At 59.5% G+C, this 25,722-nt stretch carries 29 protein-coding genes and 2 tRNA genes; 19 read left to right on the forward strand and 12 right to left on the reverse strand.

What is annotated here, in order from left to right; all coding sequences use genetic code 11:
- Positions 1-99 precede the first annotated feature (99 nt).
- Positions 100-648 carry a hypothetical protein gene (locus tag AB6B39_RS06980; protein ID WP_284369333.1) on the reverse strand — a complete coding sequence of 183 codons (549 nt, stop codon included), beginning with the start codon at positions 646-648 and terminating at the stop codon, positions 100-102.
- A gap of 851 nt (positions 649-1,499) precedes the next feature.
- On the opposite strand from AB6B39_RS06980, the gene AB6B39_RS06985 reads away from it, so the two are divergent.
- From AB6B39_RS06985 to AB6B39_RS07020, 8 genes are all read left to right on the forward strand, one after another.
- On the forward strand, positions 1,500-1,808 hold the full coding sequence (locus AB6B39_RS06985) for a hypothetical protein (RefSeq protein WP_284369331.1): 309 nt from the start codon (positions 1,500-1,502) through the stop codon (positions 1,806-1,808).
- Between the two features lie 155 nt (positions 1,809-1,963).
- Positions 1,964-2,275 (forward strand): hypothetical protein, encoded by a 312-nt coding sequence (locus AB6B39_RS06990; protein ID WP_284369329.1) that lies wholly within the window; start codon positions 1,964-1,966, stop codon positions 2,273-2,275.
- Between the two features lie 96 nt (positions 2,276-2,371).
- Positions 2,372-2,803, forward strand: a complete 432-nt coding sequence (locus AB6B39_RS06995; protein ID WP_371398731.1) for a hypothetical protein — start codon at positions 2,372-2,374, stop codon at positions 2,801-2,803.
- A gap of 113 nt (positions 2,804-2,916) precedes the next feature.
- Positions 2,917-3,450, forward strand: coding sequence for a hypothetical protein (locus AB6B39_RS07000; RefSeq protein WP_284369325.1), 534 nt, complete (start codon positions 2,917-2,919; stop codon positions 3,448-3,450).
- 10 nt (positions 3,451-3,460) lie between these two features.
- Complete coding sequence (locus tag AB6B39_RS07005) at positions 3,461-3,919, forward strand: hypothetical protein (RefSeq protein ID WP_284369324.1); 459 nt, start codon at positions 3,461-3,463, stop codon at positions 3,917-3,919.
- 88 nt (positions 3,920-4,007) lie between these two features.
- Complete coding sequence (locus AB6B39_RS07010) at positions 4,008-5,135, forward strand: PA0069 family radical SAM protein (RefSeq protein WP_284369322.1); 1,128 nt, start codon at positions 4,008-4,010, stop codon at positions 5,133-5,135.
- Between the two features lie 39 nt (positions 5,136-5,174).
- Positions 5,175-5,468, forward strand: a complete 294-nt coding sequence (locus AB6B39_RS07015; RefSeq protein WP_284369320.1) for a GNAT family N-acetyltransferase — start codon at positions 5,175-5,177, stop codon at positions 5,466-5,468.
- 247 nt (positions 5,469-5,715) lie between these two features.
- Entirely contained in the window at positions 5,716-5,925 is a 210-nt protein-coding gene (locus tag AB6B39_RS07020) for a cold-shock protein (protein ID WP_284369784.1), read from the forward strand.
- A 60-nt stretch (positions 5,926-5,985) separates the two neighbouring features.
- Here AB6B39_RS07020 and AB6B39_RS07025 read toward each other — a convergent pair whose 3' ends face one another.
- On the reverse strand, positions 5,986-6,858 hold the full coding sequence (locus tag AB6B39_RS07025; protein ID WP_284369318.1) for a hypothetical protein: 873 nt from the start codon (positions 6,856-6,858) through the stop codon (positions 5,986-5,988).
- Between the two features lie 213 nt (positions 6,859-7,071).
- Between AB6B39_RS07025 and AB6B39_RS07030 the strand changes: the two genes are divergently transcribed.
- Positions 7,072-8,502, forward strand: a complete 1,431-nt coding sequence (locus AB6B39_RS07030) for an amidohydrolase family protein (protein WP_284369316.1) — start codon at positions 7,072-7,074, stop codon at positions 8,500-8,502.
- 19 nt (positions 8,503-8,521) lie between these two features.
- Here the strand turns inward: AB6B39_RS07030 and AB6B39_RS07035 are convergent.
- Positions 8,522-8,598: transfer RNA gene (locus AB6B39_RS07035), tRNA-Asp, on the reverse strand.
- A 65-nt stretch (positions 8,599-8,663) separates the two neighbouring features.
- Positions 8,664-9,053 carry an MmcQ/YjbR family DNA-binding protein gene (locus tag AB6B39_RS07040; RefSeq protein ID WP_284369315.1) on the reverse strand — a complete coding sequence of 130 codons (390 nt, stop codon included), beginning with the start codon at positions 9,051-9,053 and terminating at the stop codon, positions 8,664-8,666.
- Between the two features lie 64 nt (positions 9,054-9,117).
- On the opposite strand from AB6B39_RS07040, the gene AB6B39_RS07045 reads away from it, so the two are divergent.
- From AB6B39_RS07045 to AB6B39_RS07055, 3 genes are all read left to right on the forward strand, one after another.
- Positions 9,118-9,193 (forward strand) — tRNA-Val (locus AB6B39_RS07045).
- 135 nt (positions 9,194-9,328) lie between these two features.
- The gene (dusA, locus tag AB6B39_RS07050; RefSeq protein WP_284369313.1) at positions 9,329-10,330 is read left to right on the forward strand and encodes a tRNA dihydrouridine(20/20a) synthase DusA; all 1,002 of its coding nucleotides are present in this window, start codon (positions 9,329-9,331) and stop codon (positions 10,328-10,330) included.
- Positions 10,327-11,163 (forward strand): sulfite exporter TauE/SafE family protein, encoded by an 837-nt coding sequence (locus tag AB6B39_RS07055; protein WP_284369311.1) that lies wholly within the window; start codon positions 10,327-10,329, stop codon positions 11,161-11,163. The genes dusA and AB6B39_RS07055 overlap by 4 nt, the downstream gene beginning before the upstream one ends.
- Here AB6B39_RS07055 and AB6B39_RS07060 read toward each other — a convergent pair.
- Positions 11,160-11,672, reverse strand: coding sequence for a TIGR02281 family clan AA aspartic protease (locus AB6B39_RS07060; protein WP_284369309.1), 513 nt, complete (start codon positions 11,670-11,672; stop codon positions 11,160-11,162). The two genes, AB6B39_RS07055 and AB6B39_RS07060, sit on opposite strands and share 4 nt — an antisense overlap.
- Before the next feature lie 134 nt (positions 11,673-11,806).
- Here AB6B39_RS07060 and AB6B39_RS07065 point away from each other — a divergent pair, with 134 nt between their 5' ends.
- The 5 genes from AB6B39_RS07065 (at position 11,807) to AB6B39_RS07085 (ending at position 15,626) form a co-directional block, all read left to right on the forward strand.
- Complete coding sequence (locus AB6B39_RS07065) at positions 11,807-12,769, forward strand: nicotinate-nucleotide--dimethylbenzimidazole phosphoribosyltransferase (protein ID WP_284369307.1); 963 nt, start codon at positions 11,807-11,809, stop codon at positions 12,767-12,769.
- Positions 12,770-12,834: 65 nt separating this feature from the next.
- Positions 12,835-13,890, forward strand: coding sequence for a Leu/Phe/Val dehydrogenase (locus AB6B39_RS07070; RefSeq protein WP_284369305.1), 1,056 nt, complete (start codon positions 12,835-12,837; stop codon positions 13,888-13,890).
- A gap of 52 nt (positions 13,891-13,942) precedes the next feature.
- Positions 13,943-14,362: an MAPEG family protein gene (locus AB6B39_RS07075; protein ID WP_284369303.1), complete on the forward strand. Its 420-nt coding sequence runs from the start codon at positions 13,943-13,945 to the stop codon at positions 14,360-14,362.
- 44 nt (positions 14,363-14,406) lie between these two features.
- Complete coding sequence (locus AB6B39_RS07080; RefSeq protein ID WP_284369301.1) at positions 14,407-14,895, forward strand: thioredoxin family protein; 489 nt, start codon at positions 14,407-14,409, stop codon at positions 14,893-14,895.
- Positions 14,896-14,933: 38 nt separating this feature from the next.
- Positions 14,934-15,626, forward strand: coding sequence for a hypothetical protein (locus tag AB6B39_RS07085; RefSeq protein WP_284369299.1), 693 nt, complete (start codon positions 14,934-14,936; stop codon positions 15,624-15,626).
- Here AB6B39_RS07085 and AB6B39_RS07090 read toward each other — a convergent pair.
- Complete coding sequence (locus tag AB6B39_RS07090) at positions 15,607-16,950, reverse strand: DNA polymerase IV (protein WP_284369297.1); 1,344 nt, start codon at positions 16,948-16,950, stop codon at positions 15,607-15,609. The two genes, AB6B39_RS07085 and AB6B39_RS07090, sit on opposite strands and share 20 nt — an antisense overlap.
- Before the next feature lie 217 nt (positions 16,951-17,167).
- Here AB6B39_RS07090 and AB6B39_RS07095 point away from each other — a divergent pair, with 217 nt between their 5' ends.
- The gene (locus AB6B39_RS07095) at positions 17,168-17,539 is read left to right on the forward strand and encodes a response regulator (protein WP_284369295.1); all 372 of its coding nucleotides are present in this window, start codon (positions 17,168-17,170) and stop codon (positions 17,537-17,539) included.
- A gap of 17 nt (positions 17,540-17,556) precedes the next feature.
- Positions 17,557-18,927, forward strand: coding sequence for a PleD family two-component system response regulator (locus AB6B39_RS07100; RefSeq protein ID WP_284369294.1), 1,371 nt, complete (start codon positions 17,557-17,559; stop codon positions 18,925-18,927).
- A gap of 63 nt (positions 18,928-18,990) precedes the next feature.
- On the opposite strand, the gene rpmG is transcribed toward AB6B39_RS07100, so the two are convergent.
- The 6 genes from rpmG to AB6B39_RS07130 form a co-directional block, all read right to left on the reverse strand.
- The gene (gene rpmG, locus AB6B39_RS07105; RefSeq protein ID WP_284369293.1) at positions 18,991-19,158 is read right to left on the reverse strand and encodes a 50S ribosomal protein L33; all 168 of its coding nucleotides are present in this window, start codon (positions 19,156-19,158) and stop codon (positions 18,991-18,993) included.
- Between the two features lie 62 nt (positions 19,159-19,220).
- The gene (locus tag AB6B39_RS07110) at positions 19,221-19,850 is read right to left on the reverse strand and encodes a class I SAM-dependent methyltransferase (protein WP_284369292.1); all 630 of its coding nucleotides are present in this window, start codon (positions 19,848-19,850) and stop codon (positions 19,221-19,223) included.
- Positions 19,847-20,641, reverse strand: coding sequence for an NUDIX hydrolase (locus tag AB6B39_RS07115; protein ID WP_284369291.1), 795 nt, complete (start codon positions 20,639-20,641; stop codon positions 19,847-19,849). Before AB6B39_RS07115 ends, AB6B39_RS07110 begins: the two co-directional genes overlap by 4 nt.
- A 3-nt stretch (positions 20,642-20,644) precedes the next feature.
- Positions 20,645-22,900 (reverse strand): ribonuclease R, encoded by a 2,256-nt coding sequence (gene rnr / locus AB6B39_RS07120; protein ID WP_284369290.1) that lies wholly within the window; start codon positions 22,898-22,900, stop codon positions 20,645-20,647.
- A gap of 705 nt (positions 22,901-23,605) precedes the next feature.
- Positions 23,606-24,136 (reverse strand): peptide deformylase, encoded by a 531-nt coding sequence (gene def, locus AB6B39_RS07125; RefSeq protein ID WP_284369289.1) that lies wholly within the window; start codon positions 24,134-24,136, stop codon positions 23,606-23,608.
- A 35-nt stretch (positions 24,137-24,171) separates the two neighbouring features.
- A complete protein-coding gene (locus AB6B39_RS07130) occupies positions 24,172-25,698 on the reverse strand; it encodes an FMN-binding glutamate synthase family protein (protein WP_284369288.1) in 1,527 nt (508 codons plus the stop codon).
- Between the last annotated feature and the right edge of the window lie 24 nt (positions 25,699-25,722).

Raw genomic sequence — 25,722 nt, forward strand, 5'->3', positions numbered from 1 at the left:
AGTGTGTATACTGTGGCTGCCAGATCAAAAGGTTTTTAAGTGGAAGTTGGTTTGGCGTGATCGCGATTTTCAGGAGGTGAACTAAGATCGGTGTTTTCTCTAGTACCGATCCCTAAACTCCTCACACCCCTCCGCCTGCACATCGATCCCCGACACGATCCGCCATTCGCTCGCGCCGTCCTCGCCCATGTCCGCCATTGTGAGATGGTTCACCCCGCATCCCCGCACCACACCATCCACACGGATGACGAACGGAGCCCAGACGCTGGCGAGTTTGCCGGATTGCTTCACCTCCAGGTCGAACAATTCTTCTTCCGCCTGACCGACGTCGAGCGTCCCGACCCACTCGCGCCAGCTGGAAAGGCCGTTGGGGTCTACGCGTCCATCCCGGCGCAGGCGGATGAGGCGGGCGTCAGGTGCGAAGATGGCGTCGGCCATGGCTGGGTCGCCACGATACATGGCGATCATGAGGGAATAGGCGGTGGCTTGCGGGGTGGAGCGGTCGAGCGGCGCGGTGGCGTAATCTGGTGTGGTGTCGTCAGGCGCAGTGAGGGTTGCGGACGGTGTGAGCGGCTGGACCGTGTGCGCGCAGGCAGAGAGAAGACAGCCCAGAAGGCAGAGTGTGATTGCGGTGTTCGCTTTCATCATGGGGTCGCTTTCACGGCTTCGGTCTTGCGGACTGGATAGGGTGGATGGCGTGTCACAGCAAATGGGTGTGCAATGTACCATCAAGGTCCTCCTCCTGTCCGGGCGAGGACGTGCTTTAATCCCTGATTATGCCGTTAAGGACGATTTCGATTTCAGTCGCTTGCCCACAATCCGACAAACCTAATCCTCCCTATCCGTTTTCCGTGGTTTGTTAGGCTCGTCCGTCACAGACACGAGGTGGGGCATAACCCTCGGTGTGGCGGGTCGGTGTGAGGGCCGGGATTGGCGTGCAGCGAACGTGCTGCCTTCGGACCTGTCAGGTGATGGCAGGTCGCGCCGGACCCGGTGGGAGGTACGCGGATCTATGCAGCCGCGTGCGCCCTTCGATCCCTCCTCCGCCTCTATCGCTGGTCCCTGCGGACCGCGCGTGAGCCAATCATCCGCCCGGAGCCGCGTTCGGCACCGGGCGGTTAGGCCGCGGACAAGCAGGGATGGGCGACGGGGCCGGATGGGCGGGACGAGCCGATCACCGCGCGCGGACCTGTGTTCGTTGTAAATCGGTGTGTCTTCTTTCTGTCCGTCAACGGACAGGGGTCCGCGCCTCGTGTCACTTAGTCAAGGGTGGCGTTATCTGGGCCGCGTTGAATTGCGCGGTTGGACGATGATGGCTGCCTGCGGTTCAGGCGATCGATCGCGCTGTGTGGCGGTCTGTATGATGATCGCGAAGCGGAAGGGCGACTGGTGTCGCGCGAGGTCTTCAGCACGAACCGATCGAGCAGGCCGTTTTCCAGTTGCCCGGAGCGGGCCGACGCCTCTAGGATGCAGGTCACATTCAAAGGAGACGGTCGACCATGATGAAACCAACATTGATAGCCATGGCCTCAGCTTTGCTGCTGAGCGCGTGTGCCAGCGTGGAAACGGCTGAGACGACGCAAACGGTCCAGACGGCTTCCGGCGAGACCGTCATCAAGCCGCAGACCTTTTCCTCGACCGTCGTCGATGGTGACGGCGTCATCTGCAAATATCGCGACGTGACGGGGTCCAACTTCCGGCGCAAAATGTGCGGCACTGCCGAAGAATGGGCCGCCATCGAGGAAGAGGCCAAAAAGGCCACGGACCGGATTCAGCGTCGCAACCGCGGATTCGAACCCAGCAATTAGGCGGCGCGCGCAGGCCCTATCCGCCCGGTTCACTTGCCCGGGCGGATAGGGGGGCGGGCCTGAGCGGCAGTGGTTTTCCTGGCGTCGTTTCCGAATGGCATGAAATGTGCTATTTTCCGCGCGTTGAAATGGACACTTGAAGGAGACGCTGGACCATGCCGAAACATATAATCGCCGCTCTTGGTACGACTTTGCTGCTGACCGCCTGTGCCACGGTGGAAACAGCCGAGACGACAGAAACGGTGCAGACGGCGTCTGCGGAAAACGTCGTCAAGCCGCAAACCTTTTCCTCGACCGTGGTCGATGGGGACGGTGTGATCTGCAAATATCGCGATGTGACGGGGTCCAATTTCCGCCGCAAAATGTGTGGTACCGCCGAGGAATGGGCGGCCATCGAGGAAGAGGCGCGCAAGGCTGTCGAAAAGGTCCAGCGCCGCAATCGCGGGTTCGAGCCACCCAACCGATAGATCTGTGTGCCTCGTCTCGGGCATCTGTCGCCCGGGGCGTTGACTTGACACCCCTCGCGGCGCGGATCAGGCTCGGGCCTTAACGGGGGAAACATCATGAAGAAAACCATGCTTATCGCGGCGGCTCTGGCGGCTGGTTTGCCGGGTCAGTCACAGGCCAATCCTTACGAGGACGAAGTTGTCGCGCAGCTGCTCGTCATTCAGGGCGTCGCCCTGACAGAAGGCTATGAACAATTTGGCGATGTCGCGATCAACTCGATGAGCAATTCGACCACGGACACATTCGTTCTCAGCCTGGATAAAGGCATGGATTATATCATCGTCGGGGCCTGCGACTCCGATTGCGGCGACATCGATTTCCGCCTCTACGATGATGATGGCGATCTGATCGAAGACGATGTCAGCGACGACGATGTGCCGGTTGTCGAGTTCTCGAGCCGACGTTCCGGTGAATATTATCTCGAAATCGAAATGTTCGACTGCACGAATGACCCCTGCACGTATGGGATCATGACGCTGGAACGGTAGCGCATCCGGGCGCGCGTGACGGTCTTGAAGGGCTGCGCGACTGCCGCGTGGTGGAGAGGGTTTATCCGCCACGCAGCGTAACGCGCCGCTCAGCAGGTTAGGAAGGGGAACGGATGCCAGCCATCAAGGTGATCGCACAGATCTTTCTGATTACGGTACTGGGCCTGATGGCGCATGAGTTGGGGCATCTCGCTGCGGCCAAGGCGCTTGGCTATGAGGCGGTTCTCAACCTCAATAGCGTTCGCACGATCGGGCTGGACGATCCCGTTCATGGCCTGATCATAACGGGGGCGGGGCCGCTGCTGACGATCGGGCAGGGAATGCTCGGCTACTATCTGATCCGCTCGGACGGGCGCGCCATGCTGGGATTGGGCCTGCTGGTCTGTGCGGCGGTGCAGCGACTATTTGCGGCGATTCTGAGCCTGATCGCCAATCCGAACGACGAAATGCGCATGAGCGTCGAGCTCGGCCTCGGATCCTGGACGCTCTACGCAGTCATTCTGGCGGGGCTGTGGTGGCTGGTCTTGCGCGGGGTCAAGCGGGTCAAGCCGGGCTGGTCATATGCCGTCTGGGTCTGGCTGGGCACGAGTCTCGGGCTGACGCTCATGATCTTCGGTGAAGGCGTCATGCCTGTCGTGCAATTGTAAGGGGGCGAGAATGACCGAATATGAACATGTGCAGCTGTTCTTCCAGATCGTGAATGTCGCGAACGGGACGATCTCCAACTATATGACGCTGGTTTTCGGCATGCTTGTGACGAGCTATCTGGCGGCGCATCGGCTCGACCGGCTTATGGCGGGGATCGCGCTGGCGATCTACAGCCTGTTCGCGCTGGGTCTCTGTAACGAAATCTTTCAGGTCTATAGCGATTTTTCGAGGCTAGGCTTGCAGATCGCGGAATTCCGCGGCGTGCCGGACACGAGCCTTGGCTGGTTCGGTCCTGTAGAATTGGGGCCGGAGGGGTTGACCATGATCCCCTACATTCTCCTGACAGTAACGCTCTCTGCCTATATTGGATCGATCCTGTTTTTCTTCCGCGCGCGAAAGGCGAACAAATCGAGCGATGTCGGGCCGGTTGAAGCCCTATCCACAGACACGGAGTCCGGTGCGGCTTGACGATAACAGGAAATAATTCCTATTGAGGTGTCATCATCCATCCGCTTCGATTGGGCCATTCGGGAGCGTTTCACTGCGAGACCCCTTCATGGCTCAGCCCAATATCCTGCCTTACAAACAGCCCCGTCGAGAGCTGAATCTTCGTGAAAAGGGGCGTGGTGCGCGCAGCAACGCCACGGGGCGTTATGAGCCGTTGACGCGCGAACGCACGGACGAGGACTGGGACGCATTGCCGGATGAGGACCGTAAACCTGTCCGCACGACGGTGACGATCGAACGGCCGCGCACGATTATCAACAAGGTGGTCAGCCCCTATGTCGGTTTCGACCGGTCGATCAATCCGTACCGGGGCTGCGAACATGGCTGCATCTATTGTTTTGCCCGCCCGACCCACGCCTATCACGGCCTGTCGCCCGGGCTGGATTTCGAAACCAAACTCTATGCCAAGCCGGATGGGCCTGACATATTGCGCCGCGAACTATCCAAGCCGCGCTATCGGGTGCGTCCGATCATGATCGGCACGAATACGGATCCTTATCAGCCGATCGAACGGGATCGAAAGATCATGCGCGGCCTGCTCAAAGTGCTGGCGGAGTTCCGTCATCCGGTCTCGATTCTGACAAAGTCGGCGCTGATTACGCGCGACCTCGATATTCTCGCGCCCATGGCAGAGCGCGGTATTGCCCGCGCCATGGTGTCAATCACGACGCAGGACCGAGGGTTGGCTCGGGCGATGGAACCGCGCTGCCCGACGCCGGAACGCCGGTTCGACGCGCTCGGCAAGATCGCGGCTGCGGGCATTCCGACCGGCATCATGCTCGGGCCGATGATTCCGGGGCTGAATGACAGCGAACTGGAAAGCATCATGGCGCGGGCGGCATCGCTGGGAGCAAGCTACAGCGCCTATACGGTGCTGCGCCTGCCGCAGGAGGTCAGCCCGATCTTTCAGGAATGGTTGGAAGCCTTTGCGCCGAACCGGTCGAAGCGCATCATGAATCACATTCGCACGATCAATGGTGGCAAGGATTACGATCCACACTGGTCGCGCGGCGAAGACAGTGAAGTTAAAACGCCATTTCGTAAGCTGATTGCCCAGCGTTACTATCACGCGCAGAAGCGGACAGGCATTATCGCGCGGGATCAGCGCATTCCTCTCGATTGTACGCAGTTCCGCGTCCCGGAAAGCGTGAGTGGGCAAGGAGACCTGTTCGGATGATAGTTGAGGCGTTATGAGCTGAACTATGAGGAGCCAAATATGAGCGATATCACCTTTACCGTTGAAGACTCAGAGACAAAAGGCAGGATTGTTGCGCATGTGCCCGGCTATTCAGACACGGCAGAAATCACCTTCTCGAAGTCGAGCCCAACTCTGGTGATCGTCGATCATACGGGTGTGCCAGACAGTCTGTCGGGGCAGGGTGTCGGTCTGGCGCTCTCGGAACGGATGGTCGAGCTTGCCCGGGAGCGCGGGTTCAAGACCGTCCCGCTCTGCCCATTCTACAAGGCGATGATCGCGCGCCACCCCGACTGGGCCGATGTGGTGGCTTAAGGAAATCGACGTGAAATCTTCACGCAGTCGTCACTTGCTATTCCGGGTCAGGCCCCCCAAATAGTGTCTATCGACCAAAGGGCCAGATTATCGGTCTATCGCGCTCCATGCTTCATCAAGCTCCGGACCGCGCAGAATGCTTTTCCTACCAGACGTCGAGATTTGCAGGCTGATGATCAGCCTGCGCTCCGTGCGGCATGTTGCTGAACGGGGAACCGACGACTGAAAAGGTTACATTATGTCGGATATGCAAACAGGTACTGTCAAATTCTTCAATACGACGAAGGGCTTTGGTTTCATCGCTCCTGAAGGTGGTGGCGACGATGTGTTCGTTCACATTTCTGCGCTCCAGCGCTCCGGTCTGGACAGCATCAATGAAGGCGACAAGGTCCAGTTCAATACAGCTATCAACCAGCGCTCTGGTAAGACAGCTGTCGACTCGATCACGATGGCGTAAGGCTTTCGCCTGACACTCTGAATTGAGAGGCTCCCGCAAGGGGGCCTTTTTTTGTGTCTGCTAATCGCCTGTTTCGGTATCTTCCGCCATCATGCGCAGAGCAGGAGCGATCCGTACGGCGTGCGACCAGCCGACCGTCGCCATGACGCGCTGCCCATCATCTGTCAGTTCGCAAATAATGTTCAGCAGATTCTGGTCACGAATATCATTGGCATATTCGAACATGTCATGCAGAAAACCGGGCGCCCCATAAACGCCGCGTAAAGTGTGCCAGCCGGCTTGGCCCTGAAATTCTGCCTCCCAAGCCGCTTCGAAATCGTCAAGGCTACCGATGACGCCCTCGATACCGGGCCTGCTACGGCGGTCTGCAATGATCTGGCTAATCCGCTCCTGACCCGCCGCGCGCGTCGTGTCATCTGAGCCGGAATAGGGCCGAAGCAGCAGAAAGAGCGCCACTTGCCGGTCTGAGAAGCGCTCCGCCAACTGTTCAGGCTCGCATGTGCGGCACATTTCCCACGTATAGAGCGCTCGCCCGTCGCGCTTGGCCTTGGCCGCCATCGCGCCGCTTTCACCGAATATTCTTATCGGATCCATGACGGAGCCCAGGAGGAATCCCATCCGACCTTCGACCAGGACGACATCGGGGTCAAAGGCGGCGTAGGCCGCATCGAGTGCCGCAAACTGCGGATGGTCCGGATCGGACCGGTGTTCCGCACCGAAGATCAGGACCGCCCCATCGCCTATGTCGCGCTGATCGATGACGGGCGGCGTGACCGATCTGGCGACGTTCTGATAGTCGTCCCACGACATCAATGGAAATTCGACGGATGGCGATTCAATTTCGAACACGGGCGGCGATCGCCATGCGGCAATCGCAGCGTATCCGATGAGGGCGACAAGCATCGCGAGCAGAGTAATCAGAATACGTTTCATGCGGCTCTCACAGTCTGACGATAGACGTTTCATATCACCGATCGTCTACTCGACGAAATCGCACGCGCGAGCTTTGATGATGACGCCTGAAGAGCGACGAAAACCTCGTTGCGCCCAGATGTTCATTCATGGCTGGAGATGTTCACTGACTGGTTATTTCGGGCCTTGTCTTGATGATACTTTATGAAGCGCTCCTTCAGAAGGAGACGAAGGATGTTACGTAAACTGCTGGCCATTTCGACGGGCCTGATCGTTCTGACGGCCTGTCAGCAGGATCAAGGTGAGGTCGATATTGCAATCCGGGATATTGCGATCGTCGATATCGCGACCGGTACGGTGGAGACAGGCCAGACGGTACTGATTGACGAAGGTCGGATTGTTGCCGTTCAGTCGCGCCGCGACGAACCGAGTTTTGCAGCGGATCAGACCCTGTCCGGCACTGGGGCCTATCTGATGCCAGGTCTCTGGGATATGCATGTTCATCTGCATGTCGGCACGCCTGAAGGGCTGGCGATTATCGATCCGGCCCGCTGGCACGTGCCGCTATCCCTGTCTTACGGCGTGACGGGAATGCGGGATATGGCGTCCCGGATGGACGACATCGTCAATTTGCGAGATCAGCTGGACGCCAAACGCGAAGCCGGGGAGGCGGCACCGGAACTGGTTATCGCCGGTCCGCTTTTTTCCGGACCACAGCCTTGGGGCGAACCCGATCATGCCGTGCTGCCGGACAGTGTCGACGTGGCGCGGCGGCAGGTTGGCGAACATATCCGTCGCGGTGTCGATTTTATCAAGGTGCACGATTTCCTGTCACAGGACATTTACAAGGCCATCGTCGACGAAGCGCGGCAGCGGAATTACCAGGTGGTCGGGCATTTGCGGTCCGATGTCGGGCCGCTGGCTGCAACGGACCTTGGGCAGCGGGACTTCGAACATGTGCCGCCGGAGATGCTGTCTTACTGTCGGGCTGACGGTTCTGCGCGTGCGCGAAGTTTTTACGACAATTGGTTCAGGAGCGGGCCAGACTATTTCATGACGGCCATGGTCGGTCTCTATGATGAACAGGGCTGTCAGGCGCTGTTTGCGGAACTGGCTGAGCGAGACGTGACGATCACGCCGACTCTGACATTGAGAAAACCCGTCAGCGCGCAGCGATTTGCGCTGTCATCCGACCTTCTACCCGACTCCTATCGGGATCTGTGTGTGCAGACGCGTGACGCTAACGCCGCTTTGTCCGAGGCGGTCTTCGATAATTATGACGCAATGATCCGCGAGGTCATCACGTCGCTCTCGTCTGCTGGTGTCACTATTCTCGCCGGAACCGATCGGCAGACCTATGCCTGCGCAGTGCCGGGCTGGGACCTGATCGAGGAGTTGAAAGCGCTCGTTGACGCCGGGTTGACGCGGCGCGAAGCGCTCGATGCGGCAACAATTTCTGCGGCGCGCAAGGCAGGCCGGGACTATCCGGGCCAGATCGTGAATGGCGCAGCGGCGGATTTGATTATGCTGAGCGGTAATCCGCTGGAAAATCTCGACGCTTTGAAAGATCCGGTCGCCGTCATCACTGGACAAACAGTACTGGATACCGACGCGCTCGCTCGCATGCGCGTTGAAGCCAGAGACTATGCCAAGACGATGGAGTGAGGTCAAAACGCCAGGAAAATGGCGCGAGTGACGGGACTCGAACCCGCGGCCTCCGGCGTGACAGGCCGGCGCTCTAACCAACTGAGCTACACCCGCTTAAAAGCGTGAGCGGCCAGATAGGCGAGCGATTACGGGCCGTCAACGCGAAAACAGGAACAATGTCAGTCCAAACCAAACTTTTTTCGTGCTGACTTGGTTAGCGCCTGCACAACGAGATCATAGGAGTCTGCAATTCGGTCTCTAACGTCTTCCGCTTCCAGCTTGTCCAGCAGAAGCATGACCCAGCTGCCACGCGGCATATGGGTATGGCGTTGCGCCACGCCGGCAGCGATCAGCATATCCGCCATATCACGACTGGCCGTCTTGACTGTCAGTTGCTGCTTGCCAGGATTGAGAATCGCAAACATCTTGAACGTGTCCGTATCGCCGACCTTGTAGACATGGCTTCCCATCCATTGCTCAGTCATGAAAACTGATTTGAGAGTCATGGCGAAGCGATCAATGTCGGCATCGCTGGCGGGGCAGTCGTCGCTATCTGTGTCGGTGCTCACAAAGGCTGCTTGGCAGAATTGCCATTCCTTGTGAAGCTTGGCATAGGGCGCGGCACAATGCGTGGGGCGGTTAGCTCAGCTGGCAGAGCATCTCGTTTACACCGAGAGGGTCGGCGGTTCGATCCCGTCACCGCCCACCATTTTGTTTACGGGTCGCCGCCGACGAACCAAGCCGAAGCTTCAGGTTCAGATTCTGGTTCGGGTGATGATCTCGGTCTTCCATCGCTGTTGCGCCCTTCCCAACGCCTGTTCCAGCCCTTAGGTCACTGCGCGTGATGTCACCGACACCCCATACCCTGCCTGCGGACTATCATATTTCGGTCGCACCGATGATGGACTGGACAGATCGTCATTGCCGGTTCCTGCATCGACAGCTCTCCCGTCATGTGCGCCTCTATACGGAAATGGTCGTGGCCGATGCGATCATTCACGGTCCGACGCAAAGATTGCTGACCTTCGACCCGATCGAGCACCCGGTTGCCTTGCAGATTGGCGGTTCCGATCCAGATAAACTGAGCCAGGCTACGCGGACAGGCGTGTCCTATGGCTATGACGAGGTAAATCTGAATGTGGGTTGCCCGTCGGACCGGGTTCAGTCGGGCCGTTTCGGGGCCTGTTTGATGGCAGAACCCGATCTGGTCGCCGCCTGCTTTACGGCGATGAAGGCGGCTGCTGACACGACGGATGTGACCGTAAAATGCCGACTGGGCATCGATGATCAGGATCTGTCCAAGACTTTGCCGAACTTCATTCGGACCGTTTCTGCTGCCGGATGCGAGACTTTTATCATTCATGCGCGCAAGGCTTGGCTGCAGGGTCTCTCGCCCAAGGAAAACCGGACCGTTCCGCCGATCGATTACGATCTAGTCACGGATATGAAACGGGCGTTCCCGGAGTTGACCATCATTTTGAATGGTCAGGTCGAAACAGTCGCGCATGGGCTGAGCGTTTCGACTGGACTGGACGGCTTCATGATGGGGCGGGCAGCCTATCATGATCCGTGGAGCCTGACGGCGGTCGATCCAGTCTTTGGCGAAAGCCCTGCCGCCACGAACCGGTTCGATGTCGCGGAAACGATGATCCTCTATCTGGAACGGGTTCAGCAGGAAGACCGGTCAGCCAAAGCGCTTATCCGTCATATTATGGGGCTATTCGCTGGACGGTCGGGCGCACGCGCCTGGCGGCGATCTCTGTCGGAAGGCTTGTCGGCCAAACAGCGACCATCGGACGTTCTGCGGTCCGCGCTTGCGACGATGGAAGCCGGGCAGGCAGCTTGACCGACATCCTGCCACTGATCGCGCTCTTGCTGGGTGTGGGCGCGCTGGCAGGATTTACAGCAGGGCTATTCGGTATTGGCGGGGGCGCGGTCATGGTTCCGGCGCTGTTCTTCGCATTCGCCGCGATCGGCGTTGATCCCGATGTGCTGATGCACTGCGCTGTCGCGACGAGCGCCTCAGTCATTATCGTCAATGGTTACCGGTCGACCCGTTCACATCTGGCGCGCGATAGTGTCGCTATGGATCTGCTCTGGCCCTCGCCGTGGTGGCGTAGCTACGCGCTGTGGATCGGGCTGGGGGCCTTTATGGGCGCATGGTGGCTCGCACCCCGGCTCGGCTCTGACGGGCTGACATTGGTCTTCGCCTGCGTGGCGATGATCGTATCGGCTCAATTCATCTTTGGGCGACCTTCGTTCACGCTGCGAGAGCGGGTTCCGGGCGGAATGGCCCCGCCGCTGGTCGGCGGCTCTGTTGGCGCGCTGTCGGCCATTATGGGGATTGGCGGGGGATCGTTCAGCGTTCCCTTGCTCACGCTCTGCGGCATGCCGGTGCACCGTGCCATCGGCACGGCGGCGGGGTTCGGGCTGGCCATCGCCGTTCCCGCCACGATCGGTTTCATTATCTCAGGGTGGGGCGTCGCGGGACGTCCGCCCGGATCGCTCGGCTATGTCAATCTGGTGGGGTTCGGCATGATTGTCGCCAGCGCCTGGTTCGCGGTTCCGATCGGTACGGCGTCGGCGCACAGGCTCGATGCAACTCTGCTCAGACGTATCTTTGGCCTGTGTCTAGCGCTGGTGGCGATCAATATGGCGCGCAAGGCGGGCCTGTTCTAGCGTCTGAGAATCAGCTGCGTCGGAGTCGCTTCGACCTTCTGAAGCTCGCCCAGAAAGGTCATGCCTAGGAGCGAGATATGTAATCCCTCTTTGACCACGAGCGCCTTGACGTCCCGGACGACGATGCCGCCGATCCTGATTTCGTCGAGTGTGACCGAGGCTGCATAAGTTCGCCCGTTGGCGGTATCGACAGGGCGGTCATAGCTGAGCGACCGGGGGTCGATCCCGACCCTGCGCGCATCGTCAAGCGTCAGCGCGACGGCAGACGCACCCGTATCGATCAGGAACCGGACGGAACCGCGATTGACGCGACTATGCGTGTAGAACTGGCCGTTCTGTCTGGGAATGGACACAACCGACGCGCTTTTCGGCTTCGCTTCAACTGTAACGACAGGATCAGCCGTTTCGTCCATTGCCGATTTTACGGCTGGGTTTTGCGACAGATAATAGGTGCCGCCGACAGCGATCGCTGTAAAAAATCCGGCCTGTATGAGGAAAGACGTGCTCATGATTGTTCGCCTTACAGGACTGTCCTGAACAGGCTGACAAGGAACAGGCTTAAACAAGTCTTTCGTGCGGATTGTGTGTCAGCAACGCTGATTTTCACGGTGACGCGAACCGCGAACACCTTTATGCCGCGCGCATGACCGATACCCGGCCTTTCGATGATGTGCGTGCATTGGCGGTTTCAGTACCGCAGCGCGACACCGCTATTTACGAAGGGCTGCTCGACCGCGCCGCCAGCATGGGCCGTGATCTGCACCCGCTCGGGACATTAAGCGCTCCGCTAGCGCGGATGGCATCGGTTCAGGGTCATCCCGCCCCGCGCCTCACGCGGCCACTCGTCGCTGTGTTCACAGCCAGTCACGGCACCTTGCCCGACGCATCGGCTGGCGTCGCCCGCCGCGTGCAAAGCCTGTCGCAGGGCAAGGCCGTCGTTCGCGGCGCGGCCCAGGCAGTCGGGGCGGCTTTCAAAGTCTATGAGTTCGGCAACGATCACCCGTCAGCCGATTTCCGCAACGGGCCGTCCCTGTCGGAACGCGATTGCGCCGGTGCCATCGCTTTTGGGATGGAGGTTGTAGCCGAAGGGGCAGATATTATCGTCTTGGGTAATGCGGGATATGGGGCCGCCACCGGAGCGGCGGCCATGGCGCGCGGTCTGTATGGAGGCACGTCGGATTACTGGGCCGGCGGTATCGATGAAAACGCCAAATTCAGGCAGGCGGCTGTCGAGCAGGGAGCCAGCGTCAATTCCGAGCTTCTGTCTGACCCTCTGGACGTTCTGCGTGCCTTTGGCGGGCGCGACCTGGCCGGGACGGTCGGGGCCATTCTGGCCTGCGCGCATCAGAAGATACCGGTAATTCTGGACGGCTATGTGGTCTGTGCAGCCGCTGCCATTGTGCACTCGCTCAATCCGGATGCTGTGTCGCACTGCCTGGCGGGCCATGTGACGATCGAGCCCGCACACAGGGCGCTGCTCGACCGGATGGATCTCGATCCTGTGCTCGATCTGGGACTGAATATTGGCGATGGAACAGGCGGCACTCTGGCGCTGAGCGTGCTGCAAGCAGCGTCGGCAGGTCTGGCAACCCTCTCCGAGGCTTAGATCGGGCAAGCTTTTGCGCGAATAATGCGTATGAGAGCGGCACCAAGGACTGAGCATGGATGATCATGAGCATATTTTCCCATCCTGATTTCGATGGCCACGAAGCCGTACACGCCTTTTGCGATACGGAGTCGGGCCTCAGAGCCTTTATCGCAGTTCACAATACGAATCGCGGACCGGCCAGTGGCGGGACGCGCTTCTGGACTTACGCCAGCGATGGGGACGCTTTGGCCGACGTCCTGCGTTTGTCGCGGGCGATGAGTTATAAGAATGCCATGGCGCAGCTGGATATTGGCGGCGGCAAAGCCGTCATCCTGCGTCCGGAGGGTGCGTTTGATCGCAATGCCCTGTTTGCCGCCTATGGACGTTCGGTCGAGACGATTGGCGGGACCTATATAACGGCGGAAGATGTCGGCGTCAGCCCGGCTGACATGGCCGTCATCAAGACGCAGACGGATAATGTGGCCGGCCTATCCGAAGGCGATAATGCCTCCGGCGATCCGTCACCTGTTACAGCCGAAGGCGTTTTTAGGGGCATCCGCGTGGCTGCAGAACGCGCCTACGGCAGTCCGGACCTGAACGGTCGTCGTGTCGCCATTCAGGGTCTTGGAAGCGTTGGCTACGCGCTGGCCGAACATCTGGCCCACGTCGGCGCGGATTTGCAGGTTGCCGATATTGACACTTCCAGACTGGCCCGGGCCGAAAAAGAACTCGGTGCGACGATCGTCGATACGAACGATATTCTATCCGCCGACGTCGATATTCTCGCACCATGCGCACTGGGCGGCGCGATCAATTCCGATAGCTTGCCAGCTATCAGAGCGTCGATCGTTGCAGGTGCGGCGAACAATCAGCTGCGAACGCCGGATATGGCCGAAGCGCTGACAGCGCGCGGTATTCTCTACGCGCCGGATTACGTCATCAATGCGGGCGGTATCATAAATGTCGCAGCGGAAGTCGCAGGTCGCTACGATGTCGCCTGGGTTCAAACCAAGCTCGACCAGCTCGAAGAAACGCTGGGCGAAGTTTTCGATCGGGCTGCAAGCGAAGGTCGCACGACAGCGAGCATTGCCAACGAAATGGCACAGGAACGCATGGCCGTCATTCGCGACTGGCGTTGACATTCGTCCCCCGACGGGCAGGGTCCGCTAAGTCGTTGTCAGGGGAACTTGCATGACCAACGAAGTCTTTATGGCGCCGATGATCGCACTGATCATATGGACGTTGATCGTCTGGGTCGTCCTGTTCGTCAGGCGGGTTCCAGCCATGAAGGCCGCCCGGATGGACCCGGAGCTGGCCAAATCGCCAACGGGTGAGTGGAAGAATGCCTTGCCGCTCAAGGCACAGGCCCCGGCGCATAATTACAATCACCTTATGGAACAGCCAACCATCTTCTATGCCTTCATGGTCTGGGCTGTTCTGACGGGGAATATGTCCACTCCGATCGCCTATCTGGCCTGGGCCTATGTCGGGCTGCGCATTGTCCATAGTCTGGTGCAGATATCGACGGGGCCGGTGATGACACGGTTCACGCTGTTTATCCTCTCGACTTTATGCCTGATCGGGATGATCGTACTCGCCTTGCTGACATGACTTTGCCTGTTTCCGGTCTCCGTCGGCTCGTGATAGGTTCACCTATGCGCTCTCTGTTTATCGGTCTGTCCCTTGCGATTTCGGCTTGCGCTACGCCGGGCCATGCTGAGGCCCCGCACGCTGCATCCCACAGCGAACCTCGGCCGTTTGAAGCGGACCGAGACGCACATGCTGATGTCGACGCCGCACTCTTGCGCGCAGAGGCGCGCGGAACCAAAGCGTTGATCGTGATGGGTGGAAACTGGTGTCATGACAGTCGCGGCTTTGCGGCTGTCCTTGAGCGACCGGATACGGCAGCTCTGGTCGCGGAAAATTTCGAACTGGTCTGGGTCAATGTCGGACGCAAGATTCTCAATCAGGATGTCGCGCAGCGTTTCGGCCTCGACGGCACGCCGGGCACGCCGACCGTTGTCGTGGCAAGGCCCGACGGATCGGTTCTGAACCTGGAAGATGCGCCGACCTGGCGGAATGCGGCGTCTCGTGACCCGGACGATATTCATCAGTTTTTCGTCGAGATGGCAGCGCAGGACTGAGTATCGCGTAAAGCCATTATCTGGGGAAGGGGAGCCCTATGTTTATCGGTCATTACGGACCCGCCGTCTTCGATGTGCTGCGGTCTGGCAAGGTCAAGCTCTGGCACGCTTTTCTGGCGGTGCAAGCGATGGATATCGTTTTCTGCATTCTGGCCCTGTTCGGTCTGGAAGGCGCCGCCAGCCTTGTTGACGGCAATCTCGTTTTCGACATTCCATGGTCGCATAGTTTCGTCGGTGCCATTTTCATCGCCTTTATTGCGGCCTCAATCTACCGCCTGTCCTATCGCGGTGAGCGTGGGTCGATGCGCGGTTTCTGGATCATCGCGGCGCTGGCTTTTTCTCACTGGGTCCTGGACCTGCTGGTTCACCGTCCTGACCTGCCATTCTATCCGGGTAGTACCTTCATGATGGGCTTTGGTTTGTGGGATTATGCCTGGGCGAGCTATATTGTCGAAGTGCTTTTGCTTGGCACGGCGATCGCCTGGTGGCTGGCCAAGACGACGGGACCCCGCTGGACGACGGTCGCGGCGTGGCTGTTCGTAACTGTGCTCTGCGTACTGCAGTTCTTCTCCATTACGAAGACGACGCTGGATCAGCAGGCCGGAACGCTCGACCTCGCCGCACTGCCGAGCGGTGTTCCATTTGCCGTGTCAGGCCTGATCTTCTTCGTCGGCGCGGCAGCCCTGATTGGCTGGCTGGAGGGCAAGCGCGCTATAGCTGATCGTCCCTGATCTTGCCGGGCAGGGATGTCGCCTCGCTTTTGCCTTTATCCTCTCTCGCCTTCGCCAGACGCAGCCCGCGACCTGTCAGGATGGCGTCCGCCCCGAATTTGGCGCGGGCAATGTCGGAGGCGCGTTCCGCCTTGCCGCGTTTTGCCGCTTTGGCGTCGAGCAGGTCGGCTGTATCGCCGATCGGTGGGCTGAGGGCGCTGATACCGGCGCCGATCAGGCGGTAGGAGCGCCCTTTGGCTTCGCTTTCCAGCAAGGGTTCCAGCGCATGAAACAGCGCGTCGGCGAGCTGTATAGGCTGATCGAGGGTCCGGCGTCGTGTGATAGATTTGAAATTGGCCGTCTTGAGTTTCAGGGTTACGACCGACCCGGCCATATCCTTGGCCTTGCTGCGGTCGGCTGTTTTCAGGCAGACCTGCCAGAGCTTGTCCTTGAGCGCTTCCAGATCGCTGATGTCATCCGAAAAGGTCGTTTCCGCGCTGATGGATTTGCGTTCGTGGCGCGGATTGACCCGGCGAAAATCCTCCCCGCGGGAGAGGCGCGCGAGTCTCAGCCCGTGATCACCGAACTTCTCGGCCAGTCGCTTGTCATCCCATTTTCGCACGTCTGCGATGGTCTGCAGCCCTGCGGCCTGTAGTCGAGAGGCAAAGGCCGGCCCGATCCCATAGATAAAGCTGACAGGTTGCTTCGCGAGAAAGGCTTGCGCATCATCGCGACCCAGAACCGCAAAGCCATTGGGCTTGTCGAGATCGGACGCGGTCTTTGCCAGAAATTTGTTGTAGGAGAGACCCACAGAGACAGTCACGCCGACTTCGTCCAATATGCGCGTTTGCAACCGGATCAGGCTTTGCGCCGGGCTGCGACCATGCAGGCGCTGTGTTCCTGACAGGTCGAGAAAGGCTTCGTCGATGGAGAGCGGTTCGACCAGTGGCGTCAACTCCGTCATCAGCATCCGGATACGGCGACCTTCAAACGCATACTTGTCCATGCTGCCTCTGACGACGACGGCGTCGGGGCAGAGTTTCAGCGCCTTGAACATAGGCATGGCTGAATGGACGCCGTAGACGCGCGCGTGATAGCAGGCAGCCGAGACCACGCCGCGCCGCCCGCCGCCGACAATGACGGGCTTGTCGCGCAAGGACGGATCATCGCGTTTTTCGACCGAAGCGTAAAAGGCATCGCAATCGACATGAGCGATCGAGAGCGTCATCAACTCCGGGTGGGACAGGCGCCGCGTTCCGCCGCAGACCCCACAGAACGGGCTATTCAGCGACAGAATCGCGCCGCAATCCTGGCATAAGGCGGGGGTCTCGATGCTGTCAGGCATACTGAGCACGGCTTAGTGACTCCTTAATGATGTTCTGTGTATGTTCTCATGTGGCTGAGCCATCATGGTTAAGTCAAGCTGAAGGCCGGTTCCACGCTTCTTTAAGGATGGTCTGGCAGGAAGCAGGCTAGGAAACAAGACGCCGGTCCGCCACGCTTTGCCGACAAAGCGGGTGAGAGGCCAGCGCCACAGGTGATGGGAAGCAATGCTGCAAGTGATGCCGAAGAAGATCCTCATCGTTGAAGACAATGAGCTGAACATGAAACTGTTCAGCGATCTGCTCGACGCGCATGGATATGATGTCCGCCAGACTCGCGAAGGTCTAAAAGCCATTTCGATCGCCAAGGAATTCGAACCCGATCTGATCCTCATGGATATACAATTACCGGAAGTCTCTGGTCTGGAAGTCACGAAGTGGCTGAAGGATGACCAGACACTGTCTGGCATTCCTGTCGTCGCCGTCACGGCCTTCGCCATGAAAGGTGATGAGAAGCGCATCCGCGATGGCGGCTGCGTCGGATACATTGCCAAACCGATCACCGTCAGCAGCTTTCTCGCCACGGTCCGGAAGTTCAGCCAGGCTGCGTAAGGCAGAGGGAGGCTAACATGTCCGCCCGCATTCTCGTCGTCGATGACCTCGCGCCCAACAGGAACCTGTTGGACGTCAAATTGTCGGCAGATTATTATGATGTGCTGACCGCCGAAAGCGGTGAGGAAGCGCTCGAGATTGCTTCCAAGGAACGGCTTGATCTCATTTTGATGGATGCGATAATGCCCGGTGGCATGGATGGTTTCGAAGCCTGCCGACGGCTCAAGGCCGACCCGGCGCTTTACCATATCCCGGTTATCATGGTCACGGCGCTGGAAGAAACGGCTGACCGGATCCGCGGACTGGAAGCGGGCGCCGATGATTTCATCACCAAGCCGATTGACGACTTCAACCTGACAGCGCGCGTTCGCTCGCTGTTGCGTCTGAAAATGACGACCGATCAGCTCATGTCCCATACGGGTCATAGTGCCGAGAATTGCCGTCCCATGCTGGACCAGATACAAGGTCGTCCGGGACGCCTGCTGCTGATCGGCGACGAGGGCGGCCAGCCCGCCAAGATCGACCGCACACTTGGCCAGACGCATGAGACTACGATCGTGACAGATCCCGTCGAGGCCATCCGGCGCGCCAAGGCGGGCATCGATCTGGTCATCGTCAGCCTCGTGGCGCGTAGTTTTGACGGCTTGCGCGTCTGTGCGTCGCTGCGTTTCAACAATGACACGGCCGATATCCCTATTCTTGCAATCGGCGATCCGGACGACCAGCCCTGCTTCATCCGGGCATTCGATATCGGCGTGAATGACTCTGTTATGCGCCCGGTTGAAAGTCAGGAACTCAGCGCGCGTGTCAATACGCTGCTGCGCCGGAAATTCTATGCCGATAGTCTGCGCGAGAACTTCAACGAAGACCTCGAAATGGTCGTCTCCGATCCGCTGACAGGGCTGGGCAACCGCCGTTTCTTCGAACGTCAGGTGGAACCGCTGTTCGACACGCTCAACTTGGACGGAACGCCTTTCTCCATTCTTGTATTCGACATCGACCATTTCAAACGGGTCAATGATATTCTTGGCCACGATATGGGGGATCAGATCCTCAAGGAAGTGGCCGCCCGGATCGTGACCAATATGCGCGCCATCGATATTGTGTCGCGCTATGGCGGCGAAGAATTCATGATCGCCATGCCTGGCACGTCTGAGGCCGAAGCCTTTCAGGCCGCAGACCGTGTGCGTAGCTTCATCGCCGGCACCCCGATCTTCGTCGAGGGGCAGGCCCTGTCCATCACGATCAGCGCCGGCGTCGCGCAAGTCGAGCAGAATGAGCAGCTTCGCGGCGTCTTCCGTCGCGCGGACAGCGCGCTCTATCAGGCCAAACGCGAAGGCCGGAACCAGGTAGCCGCAGCCGCCTCACAGACTGTCGCAGCAGCCTGACCCGCATGAAAAAGCCGCCCGGAAAAGGCGGCTCATCATTTCTGTAAAAAGCCTGATCAGGATTTACTTGATCTTGCCTTCCTTGAACTCGACATGCTTGCGCGCGACGGGATCGTACTTCCGCTTGACCATTTTTTCGGTCATCGTGCGGGAGTTCTTCTTCGTGACATAGAAAAAGCCTGTGCCAGCCGTGCTGTTCAGGCGGATTTTGATTGTGGTAGGCTTCGCCATGGGACTCGTCCAGTAAGGGTGATAATTCGAAGCGCGGCGGATAGGGCCGTGCCGGACGCAAGTCAAGCGCGCGCGACATTCCGACCTGTCGCTAAAAGAACGCAGCGACCCCCAACATCAGAGTCATTGGGAACGAACGTAATGTCGGCAAATCCGTGTCGACCTAATATGTTATGATAGCCCTTCTGCGAGAGGCTTCCATGATAAACGGCTTCGCCATTGACCCACCCATCTGTTTCGCCTTCGTCGGACCCAACAGTCATGAGAAGCGCGCCGCCGGGACGAACCGTCTGACACAGGTCAGGCATGACTGCGCGTTGTTCATCTGGGGAGAGATGAAAAAATGCATCCCAACTCATGATGCCATGGAAGCTGCCGAGGTCGGGCAGATCTCGCATGTCGGCGACGTGCCAGTCTCCGGATGGGGCTGCTGTTCTGGCCAGATGGATCATGCTCGGGGACGCATCGACGCCGACAACAGAAAAGCCGCATGAACTGAGATAATGGCTGAGCGGATCACCCGTCCCACAACCCAGATCAAGGATGCGGGCTTGATCAGGCAGCTGTTCTACAAAACGGTCAATCCATTTGGTTTCGCGCAGCGATCGATCGCGATTGACATGCCACCAGTCCGCTTGACGCCGATAGATACGGGCCATTCCGGCCTTGGCGGACTGAAGTGTTCGGTTCACGGAAAGCTCTCCTGCCGGAAGGTTCCGTGCAGGGCGCGGGAATAGAAAATGTCGGCTTTCGCGCCCGCCCGGCTATTGGCGCGGCGCAGATAGTCCTTGAACACGCTCATCATCATCACGGTCGCCCGCTGAAGCTTCAATTCTTCGATCGCGTCGAGCGTAAACCAGCCAACATTCAGCAGCTCATGACTGTCGGCGACCTCCGGCGGCGCGACATCACCCAGATGCCGATGGAAGAACCAGGCGTCGAACCGCTTGTGACGATGCGGGGGCGTGATGGCCCGACCGAACACTTCCAGACCGTCGAGATCAGGCAACTGCCCCGCCTTGCGAAAGGCGTCATAAGTCGGATGTTTCATATTCCGGCTTTGCGGTTTTGCCGGCGCGCCGATCATCAGCCCCGTCTCCTCATAGGTCTCCCGGATGCAGGACAGGGCGATGGCGCGGGCCTTGCGCGGCGGAACAGCGGCCTCCAGCACCCGTTCCGTGCGCGGCGACAAATCGCCGGCATAGGGCGCATAGCTGTCGATCCGGTCGACCCGTCCGCCTGGGAAAACATAGACGCTGGGCATGAAATCATGCCGTGAACTGCGTTGCCCCATCAGAATTTTCGGATCCTGCGGATCGCCGATCGTCAGGACGACCGTCGCGGCGATCCGCGGTCGCGGCGCCTTGTCCAGCTGCTTGCGGGCCGAGCGTTCCGTATCGGTCAGATGCATGCCGGAGACTTTGGACGGCTTGAGGGGGTCGGACGGCTTTAGAGGATCAGACGGGATGAGGGGCTCGCTCACAGCCTAACTCCGCCGTTTTCGCTTATGCTTTGCGCCGCGTGAGCCCTGCTTGCCGGATCGGCTGCCCGCGCGTCCGCGATTGCCGCCCTTGGGCGGTTTGCCCGGTTCGCCCTTGCTGACCATGTCGAAGATCAGACCGCCCGTAATCGGGGTCGCTTCCTTCAGTTTGACCTCGACCTGACGTCCGAATTTGAAGGTCGTGCCGGATTCAACACCGATGACGGACTTCGTACGCTCATCGAGTGCGAAATATTCCCGGCCCAGTTCGCTGATCGGAATGAGGCCATCCGCGCCCGTCTCACTTAACGTCACGAACAGGCCGAATTTCGTTACGCCTGTGATTCGTGCCTTGAAGGTCGCGCCGACCCGGTCCTTCAGATAGGCGGCGATATAGCGATCGACGGCGTCGCGCTCGGCCACCATGGCACGGCGTTCCGTCGTACTGATATGCTCGGCCGTCTCGGTCAGCCGGGCTTCTTCTTCCTTCGTCGTGCCGCCATCGCCCAGCTTGAACGCCTTGATGAGGGCGCGGTGCACGACAAGATCGGCATAACGTCGGATCGGGCTCGTAAAATGGGCATAATGGGTCAGATTCAGACCGAAATGACCCATTTTTTCTGCGGAATAGATCGCCTGCGCCTGCGTTCGCAGAACGGCCATGCCGACCGTTTCGGACAAATCCTTAAGCGCCGCCTGTTCGAGCAATCTGTTGAACCGTCCGGGCGTGATGCGATCCCCGGCGGAAAATTTCAGTTTCAGCGCGGGCAGGAAATCGGACAGGTCGGAGACGCGCTGGCGTTCCGGCGCGTCGTGGAAGCGCATCAGCGTGCGCACGCCCTTTTTTGACAGAGCTTCTGACGCGGCGACATTGGCCTGCACCATGAATTCCTCAACCAGCTTGTGCGCGTCAAACCGGTCTCGTACCTCGATGCTTGCAACCTTGCCCGTCTTGTCCACCTTGACGCGCCGTTCGGGCAGGTCGATCTCCAGCGGCTGGCGTTGGCCCCGTGCATTTCGCAGCGCCTTGTAGCAGGAGTAGAGATTGGACAGTTCTGACAGCACGTCATGAGACTCGGGCCCGTTCTGACCCTCGAAAGCATCCTGTGCCTGTCGATAGGTCAGGCGTGCGCGTGAGCGGATAATACCGCGGTGGAATTTATGGCCGGTTTTGTTGCCGCCACTGTCGAACGTCATATTCACCAGCATCGACGCCCGGTCTTCGTCGGGTCGCAGCGAGCAGAGATCGCTGGACAATTCATGTGGCAGCATCGGCTCGACGCGGTCGGGCAGATAGACGGAATTACCCTTTTCCCAGGCTGCGTTGTCCAGGGCAGAACCCGGCGTCACGAATGCAGCGACGTCCGCGATTGCGACCCAGACGGACCAGCCGCCGGGATTTTTCGGGTTATCATCCGGTTCGGCCAGAATGGCATCGTCGAAATCCTTGGCATCGACCGGATCGATGGTCAGGAGCGCCAGGTGACGCAAATCCGCATGACCCATTTCGCCGATGGCCGGCATGGTGGCCTTCTCGGCCTGTTCGATCGCGGCCGGCGGAAAGCCGAGAGGAATGTCATTCTCGTGCAGGGAGATGAGGGACGCCGCGCGCTCATCCTTGATATTGCCGATGGTCTCGCGCACTTCGGCGAGACGGAGCTGCCCGCGATTTTTGCGGGTCGAGCGGAACATGACGATAGCGCCATCCTCCAGCGTATCGGGGACGTCATCGACGCCGTAATCATGGCGGGCCTTCTTCGAGACGGGCTGGATGCGCCAGCCGGTTTTCCCGTCCTTCGTCCCGGTCTTGTGCAGTACGCCCATATGCGTCTGTGCGCCTTTGCCCAGACGCTTCATCACCATCCCGACGGCGGTTCCGTCCTCGCGCTCCTTGATCCGGACGAGCGCGCGATGCCCGATGCTCAGCGCGCCGCCATCATCGCGCGTTCTGTTCGTATCGCGGATCAGGATGGACCGTTGCACACCGCCCTTCAGTTCCCGCTCCGGATCGGCCCACATGTCGCCATCCTCGTCGATATGGACGATGTTGACGACCATCACGCCGGGCAGGGCGTCGGCCAGACGATAGGTTTTCTCAGGCGTGTAGACGAGCGCGCCATCATCGACGAGCCGTCGCAATGTCTGTCGCAGGTCGCGACGGTCGTCGCCTTTGACACCGAGATGCCGGGCCAGCCGTTTTCGGTCGTAATGATCGGGACGCGCGCGCACGGCGTCGAGAATAGAATCGCGGGATAATGTCATGTCGTTCAAACTATAAAGGGTTTCGATGAATATTGCCCGTTGCAATGCGTGAGCGCGGGAAAGGTTGGAAATCGGGCAGGCAGACAGGTTCGGTCAGCCATCGGGGACTGACAAAGGGCGGCTTTCGCTTGGAAAGTGACATGGGGCGCGGGGTCCGATCCATTGAAGGATACGGAAGAAGACACACCTATTGACACCGGGGGAAACCCCGCGCGCCTGAATGAGCGCACCCGGTCGTCAGCGCCGTGGCCCCGAGGGGCCGCCATGGCCTCACCCCGGAAAGAGATAGACGAAGGCTGAGGCTTTCGGCCTCGACTTGTCATCCCGTTCTTGGCGGGAGGGCGCATCCGAGGTCCGTCCTATCAGGGACAACACCCGGGACTCGTATCTCGCCCCCGCCTCACCATCGATCGCTTCGCCGGGTGGAGCCGTGTGTGCTGCGTAACCTCACACGCCGCCCCGCCCACGGAGCGTCTTTGATCGGCCGTCCAGTGGACGGACGATAGCGCAGTGCCGAACGGCTATGCCGTTCGGTTCCTGGCAATTTGATTCACCGGATCAAATTGGCTGCGTCACCCCGCCACGAAACAGAGCAACGCACTCTCCCATGCCCGTGACGAGTGGGGTGAGTATGGAGCAAGGATTTTAGGGGTGGACTGAGTTTGTTTTAGGCGGGGATTGAATGCCGCCTGTCACGCAGCCGCCCTAAGCGCTGGCTTTGAGCTTCTCGGCTTTCATCACCTTCTTGATCGCGCGATCGCGTTTCAGGCGGGAGAGATGGTCGAGGAAGACGATGCCTTCGAGATGATCCATTTCGTGCTGGATACAGACGGCGTAGAGTCCTTCGCAATCCTCGGTCACGCGCTTGCCGTCATAATCCAGATAGGTCACGCGGCAGGTCTCGGGCCGGTCGACATCGTCGAAAATGTCGGGAACGGACAGGCATCCTTCCTGATAGGGGACGGTTGTCTCAGCCGGATCCAGAATTTCCGGATTGACGAAAAATTTGGGCTGCGGGTCTTCGCCCTCCCTGGCCAGATCCATGACGATCACCCGTTTGGGCACACCGATCTGGATCGCGGCCAGGCCGATGCCCGGCGCATCATACATGGTAGCGAGCATGTCATCCATCAGCGCGCGCGTCTCGTCCGTCACGGCGTCGACGGGTGCGCTCACCTGCTTCAGCACCGGGTGAGGCACGGTCAGAATCGGGCGGATTTGTCCCTGAGTGGTCATGCAGCAGAGATAGGTAAGGGGGTGATCAAGGTCAACTAATGCCGCTCATGCAGAGGTTTGCTGGACAGGTAGCGCTGCGGGTCCCAGGCCTTGTTGAAGGGGCGCGTCCGGCCCGAGGCCTGCACGACGAGCAGATGATCACGGGTCAGGTCGCGCGGGCAGTCGACGCCGCAGGCATGGGCGATGATCTCGACCTCTTCATTGAGTGTCTTGACGTAATTGCGCACACGCACGGCCTTGTTGGACGGGTCGAGGCCTTGCTGCAGGCGGGGATTATGCGTCGTGATGCCGGTCGGGCAGGTGTTGCGGTCGCATTTCAGCGCCTGAATGCAGCCGAGCGCGAACATGAAACCGCGCGCATTATTGACCATGTCGGCCCCGACGCAGAACGCCCACGCGACATCGGCGGAGGTAATCAACTTGCCTGCTGCGATGATTTTGATCCGGTCGCGCAAATCGGCCGCGACCAGCATGTCGTGCAGCAGCGGCAGGCTGTCTTCGATCAGCATGCCGGTACTGTCGATCAGGGGCATGGGCGCGGCCCCGGTCCCGCCGTCGCCGCTGTCGAGCGCGATATAGTCGGGCGCGGATGCGGTGCCCCGTTTCAGGATCGTATCGATCAGGTCCTGGATCGGGGCCACCTGACCCATGCAGAATTTGATCCCGGTCGGACGACCGGAGACACGCCGCACCTGATCGATCAGATCGAGCAATTCATCGGCATTGCCGGCATCGACATGGCGGTTGGGCGAGAGTGCGGCTTCGCCTTCGGGGATACCACGGATTTCAGCGATTTCGGCACTGACCTTGGCGGCGGGCAGGATCCCGCCCTTGCCGGGTTTGGCACCTTGACTCAGCTTGATCTCGACCATCTTGATGTTCGGGTTTTCACAGACCTTGGCCAGCTTTTCTTCGTTCAGGGTCGCATCATCATTACGGGCGCCGAACTTGGCCGTGCCGAGCTGAAAGACGATGTCGCAGCCGCCTTCAAGATGATAGGGCGAGACGCCGCCTTCGCCCGTATTGAGGTAGCAGCCCGCCATCTGCGCGCCGTGGCTGAGCGCCTGAATGGCAGGTTTGGACAGCGAGCCGTAGCTCATCGCCGAAATGTTGAAAAAACTGGTCGGCTTGTAGGGATGAGGCGTGCCCGGTCCGATGATGAAGGGTGGCTTGAACCGGTCTTCCTCATCGAGCTTGGGAAACAGCCCGTTGGCGAAGATCGGCATGCCGGGCTGGAACAGTTTGGTCGAACCGAACGGCACCACATCCTTGCCCTTCTTGCAGACATGTTTGACCCAGTCGCGCTCTGCCCGGTTGAACGGCATTTCTTCACGATCCATAGCGAAAAAATATTGCCGGAAGAACTCGCCCAGCGTTTCGAACAGATTGCGGAAATGGCCGACCACCGGATAGTTGCGCCAGATCGTGTTCTTGCGCTGCGTCTTGTCGTGAATGAAGAGAATGACCGCGCAGACGGCCAGCGCGGCAACGACGAACAGAAATATCGAGCCCAGCAGCTCCAGCCCGCGCATCGCGAAATCGGCAAATGATCCAATGTCCATGAAAGCTGAATAGGCGACGTTGCG

This window comes from Algimonas porphyrae (assembly GCF_041429795.1).
Classification (GTDB): Bacteria; Pseudomonadota; Alphaproteobacteria; order Caulobacterales; family Maricaulaceae; genus Litorimonas; species Litorimonas porphyrae.

Excerpts from the sequence above, each read along its gene's own strand:
- AB6B39_RS07075 (WP_284369303.1), top strand. The coding sequence starts at position 13,943 with ATGACCAACGAAGTCTTTATGGCGCCGATGATCGCACTGATCATATGG.
- AB6B39_RS06995 (WP_371398731.1), top strand. The coding sequence starts at position 2,372 with ATGAAGAAAACCATGCTTATCGCGGCGGCTCTGGCGGCTGGTTTGCCG.
- rnr (WP_284369290.1), bottom strand. The coding sequence starts at position 22,900 with ATGACATTATCCCGCGATTCTATTCTCGACGCCGTGCGCGCGCGTCCC.
- AB6B39_RS07100 (WP_284369294.1), top strand. The coding sequence starts at position 17,557 with ATGTCCGCCCGCATTCTCGTCGTCGATGACCTCGCGCCCAACAGGAAC.
- AB6B39_RS07015 (WP_284369320.1), top strand. The coding sequence starts at position 5,175 with ATGAGCGATATCACCTTTACCGTTGAAGACTCAGAGACAAAAGGCAGG.
- AB6B39_RS07010 (WP_284369322.1), top strand. The coding sequence starts at position 4,008 with ATGGCTCAGCCCAATATCCTGCCTTACAAACAGCCCCGTCGAGAGCTG.
- AB6B39_RS07020 (WP_284369784.1), top strand. The coding sequence starts at position 5,716 with ATGCAAACAGGTACTGTCAAATTCTTCAATACGACGAAGGGCTTTGGT.
- AB6B39_RS07000 (WP_284369325.1), top strand. The coding sequence starts at position 2,917 with ATGCCAGCCATCAAGGTGATCGCACAGATCTTTCTGATTACGGTACTG.
- AB6B39_RS07085 (WP_284369299.1), top strand. The coding sequence starts at position 14,934 with ATGTTTATCGGTCATTACGGACCCGCCGTCTTCGATGTGCTGCGGTCT.
- rpmG (WP_284369293.1), bottom strand. The coding sequence starts at position 19,158 with ATGGCGAAGCCTACCACAATCAAAATCCGCCTGAACAGCACGGCTGGC.
- AB6B39_RS07030 (WP_284369316.1), top strand. The coding sequence starts at position 7,072 with ATGTTACGTAAACTGCTGGCCATTTCGACGGGCCTGATCGTTCTGACG.
- AB6B39_RS06990 (WP_284369329.1), top strand. The coding sequence starts at position 1,964 with ATGCCGAAACATATAATCGCCGCTCTTGGTACGACTTTGCTGCTGACC.
- AB6B39_RS06980 (WP_284369333.1), bottom strand. The coding sequence starts at position 648 with ATGATGAAAGCGAACACCGCAATCACACTCTGCCTTCTGGGCTGTCTT.
- AB6B39_RS07095 (WP_284369295.1), top strand. The coding sequence starts at position 17,168 with ATGCCGAAGAAGATCCTCATCGTTGAAGACAATGAGCTGAACATGAAA.
- AB6B39_RS07065 (WP_284369307.1), top strand. The coding sequence starts at position 11,807 with ATGACCGATACCCGGCCTTTCGATGATGTGCGTGCATTGGCGGTTTCA.
- AB6B39_RS07130 (WP_284369288.1), bottom strand. The coding sequence starts at position 25,698 with ATGGACATTGGATCATTTGCCGATTTCGCGATGCGCGGGCTGGAGCTG.
- AB6B39_RS07070 (WP_284369305.1), top strand. The coding sequence starts at position 12,835 with ATGAGCATATTTTCCCATCCTGATTTCGATGGCCACGAAGCCGTACAC.
- def (WP_284369289.1), bottom strand. The coding sequence starts at position 24,136 with ATGACCACTCAGGGACAAATCCGCCCGATTCTGACCGTGCCTCACCCG.
- AB6B39_RS06985 (WP_284369331.1), top strand. The coding sequence starts at position 1,500 with ATGATGAAACCAACATTGATAGCCATGGCCTCAGCTTTGCTGCTGAGC.
- AB6B39_RS07025 (WP_284369318.1), bottom strand. The coding sequence starts at position 6,858 with ATGAAACGTATTCTGATTACTCTGCTCGCGATGCTTGTCGCCCTCATC.
- AB6B39_RS07060 (WP_284369309.1), bottom strand. The coding sequence starts at position 11,672 with ATGAGCACGTCTTTCCTCATACAGGCCGGATTTTTTACAGCGATCGCT.
- dusA (WP_284369313.1), top strand. The coding sequence starts at position 9,329 with ATGTCACCGACACCCCATACCCTGCCTGCGGACTATCATATTTCGGTC.
- AB6B39_RS07090 (WP_284369297.1), bottom strand. The coding sequence starts at position 16,950 with ATGCCTGACAGCATCGAGACCCCCGCCTTATGCCAGGATTGCGGCGCG.
- AB6B39_RS07080 (WP_284369301.1), top strand. The coding sequence starts at position 14,407 with ATGCGCTCTCTGTTTATCGGTCTGTCCCTTGCGATTTCGGCTTGCGCT.
- AB6B39_RS07005 (WP_284369324.1), top strand. The coding sequence starts at position 3,461 with ATGACCGAATATGAACATGTGCAGCTGTTCTTCCAGATCGTGAATGTC.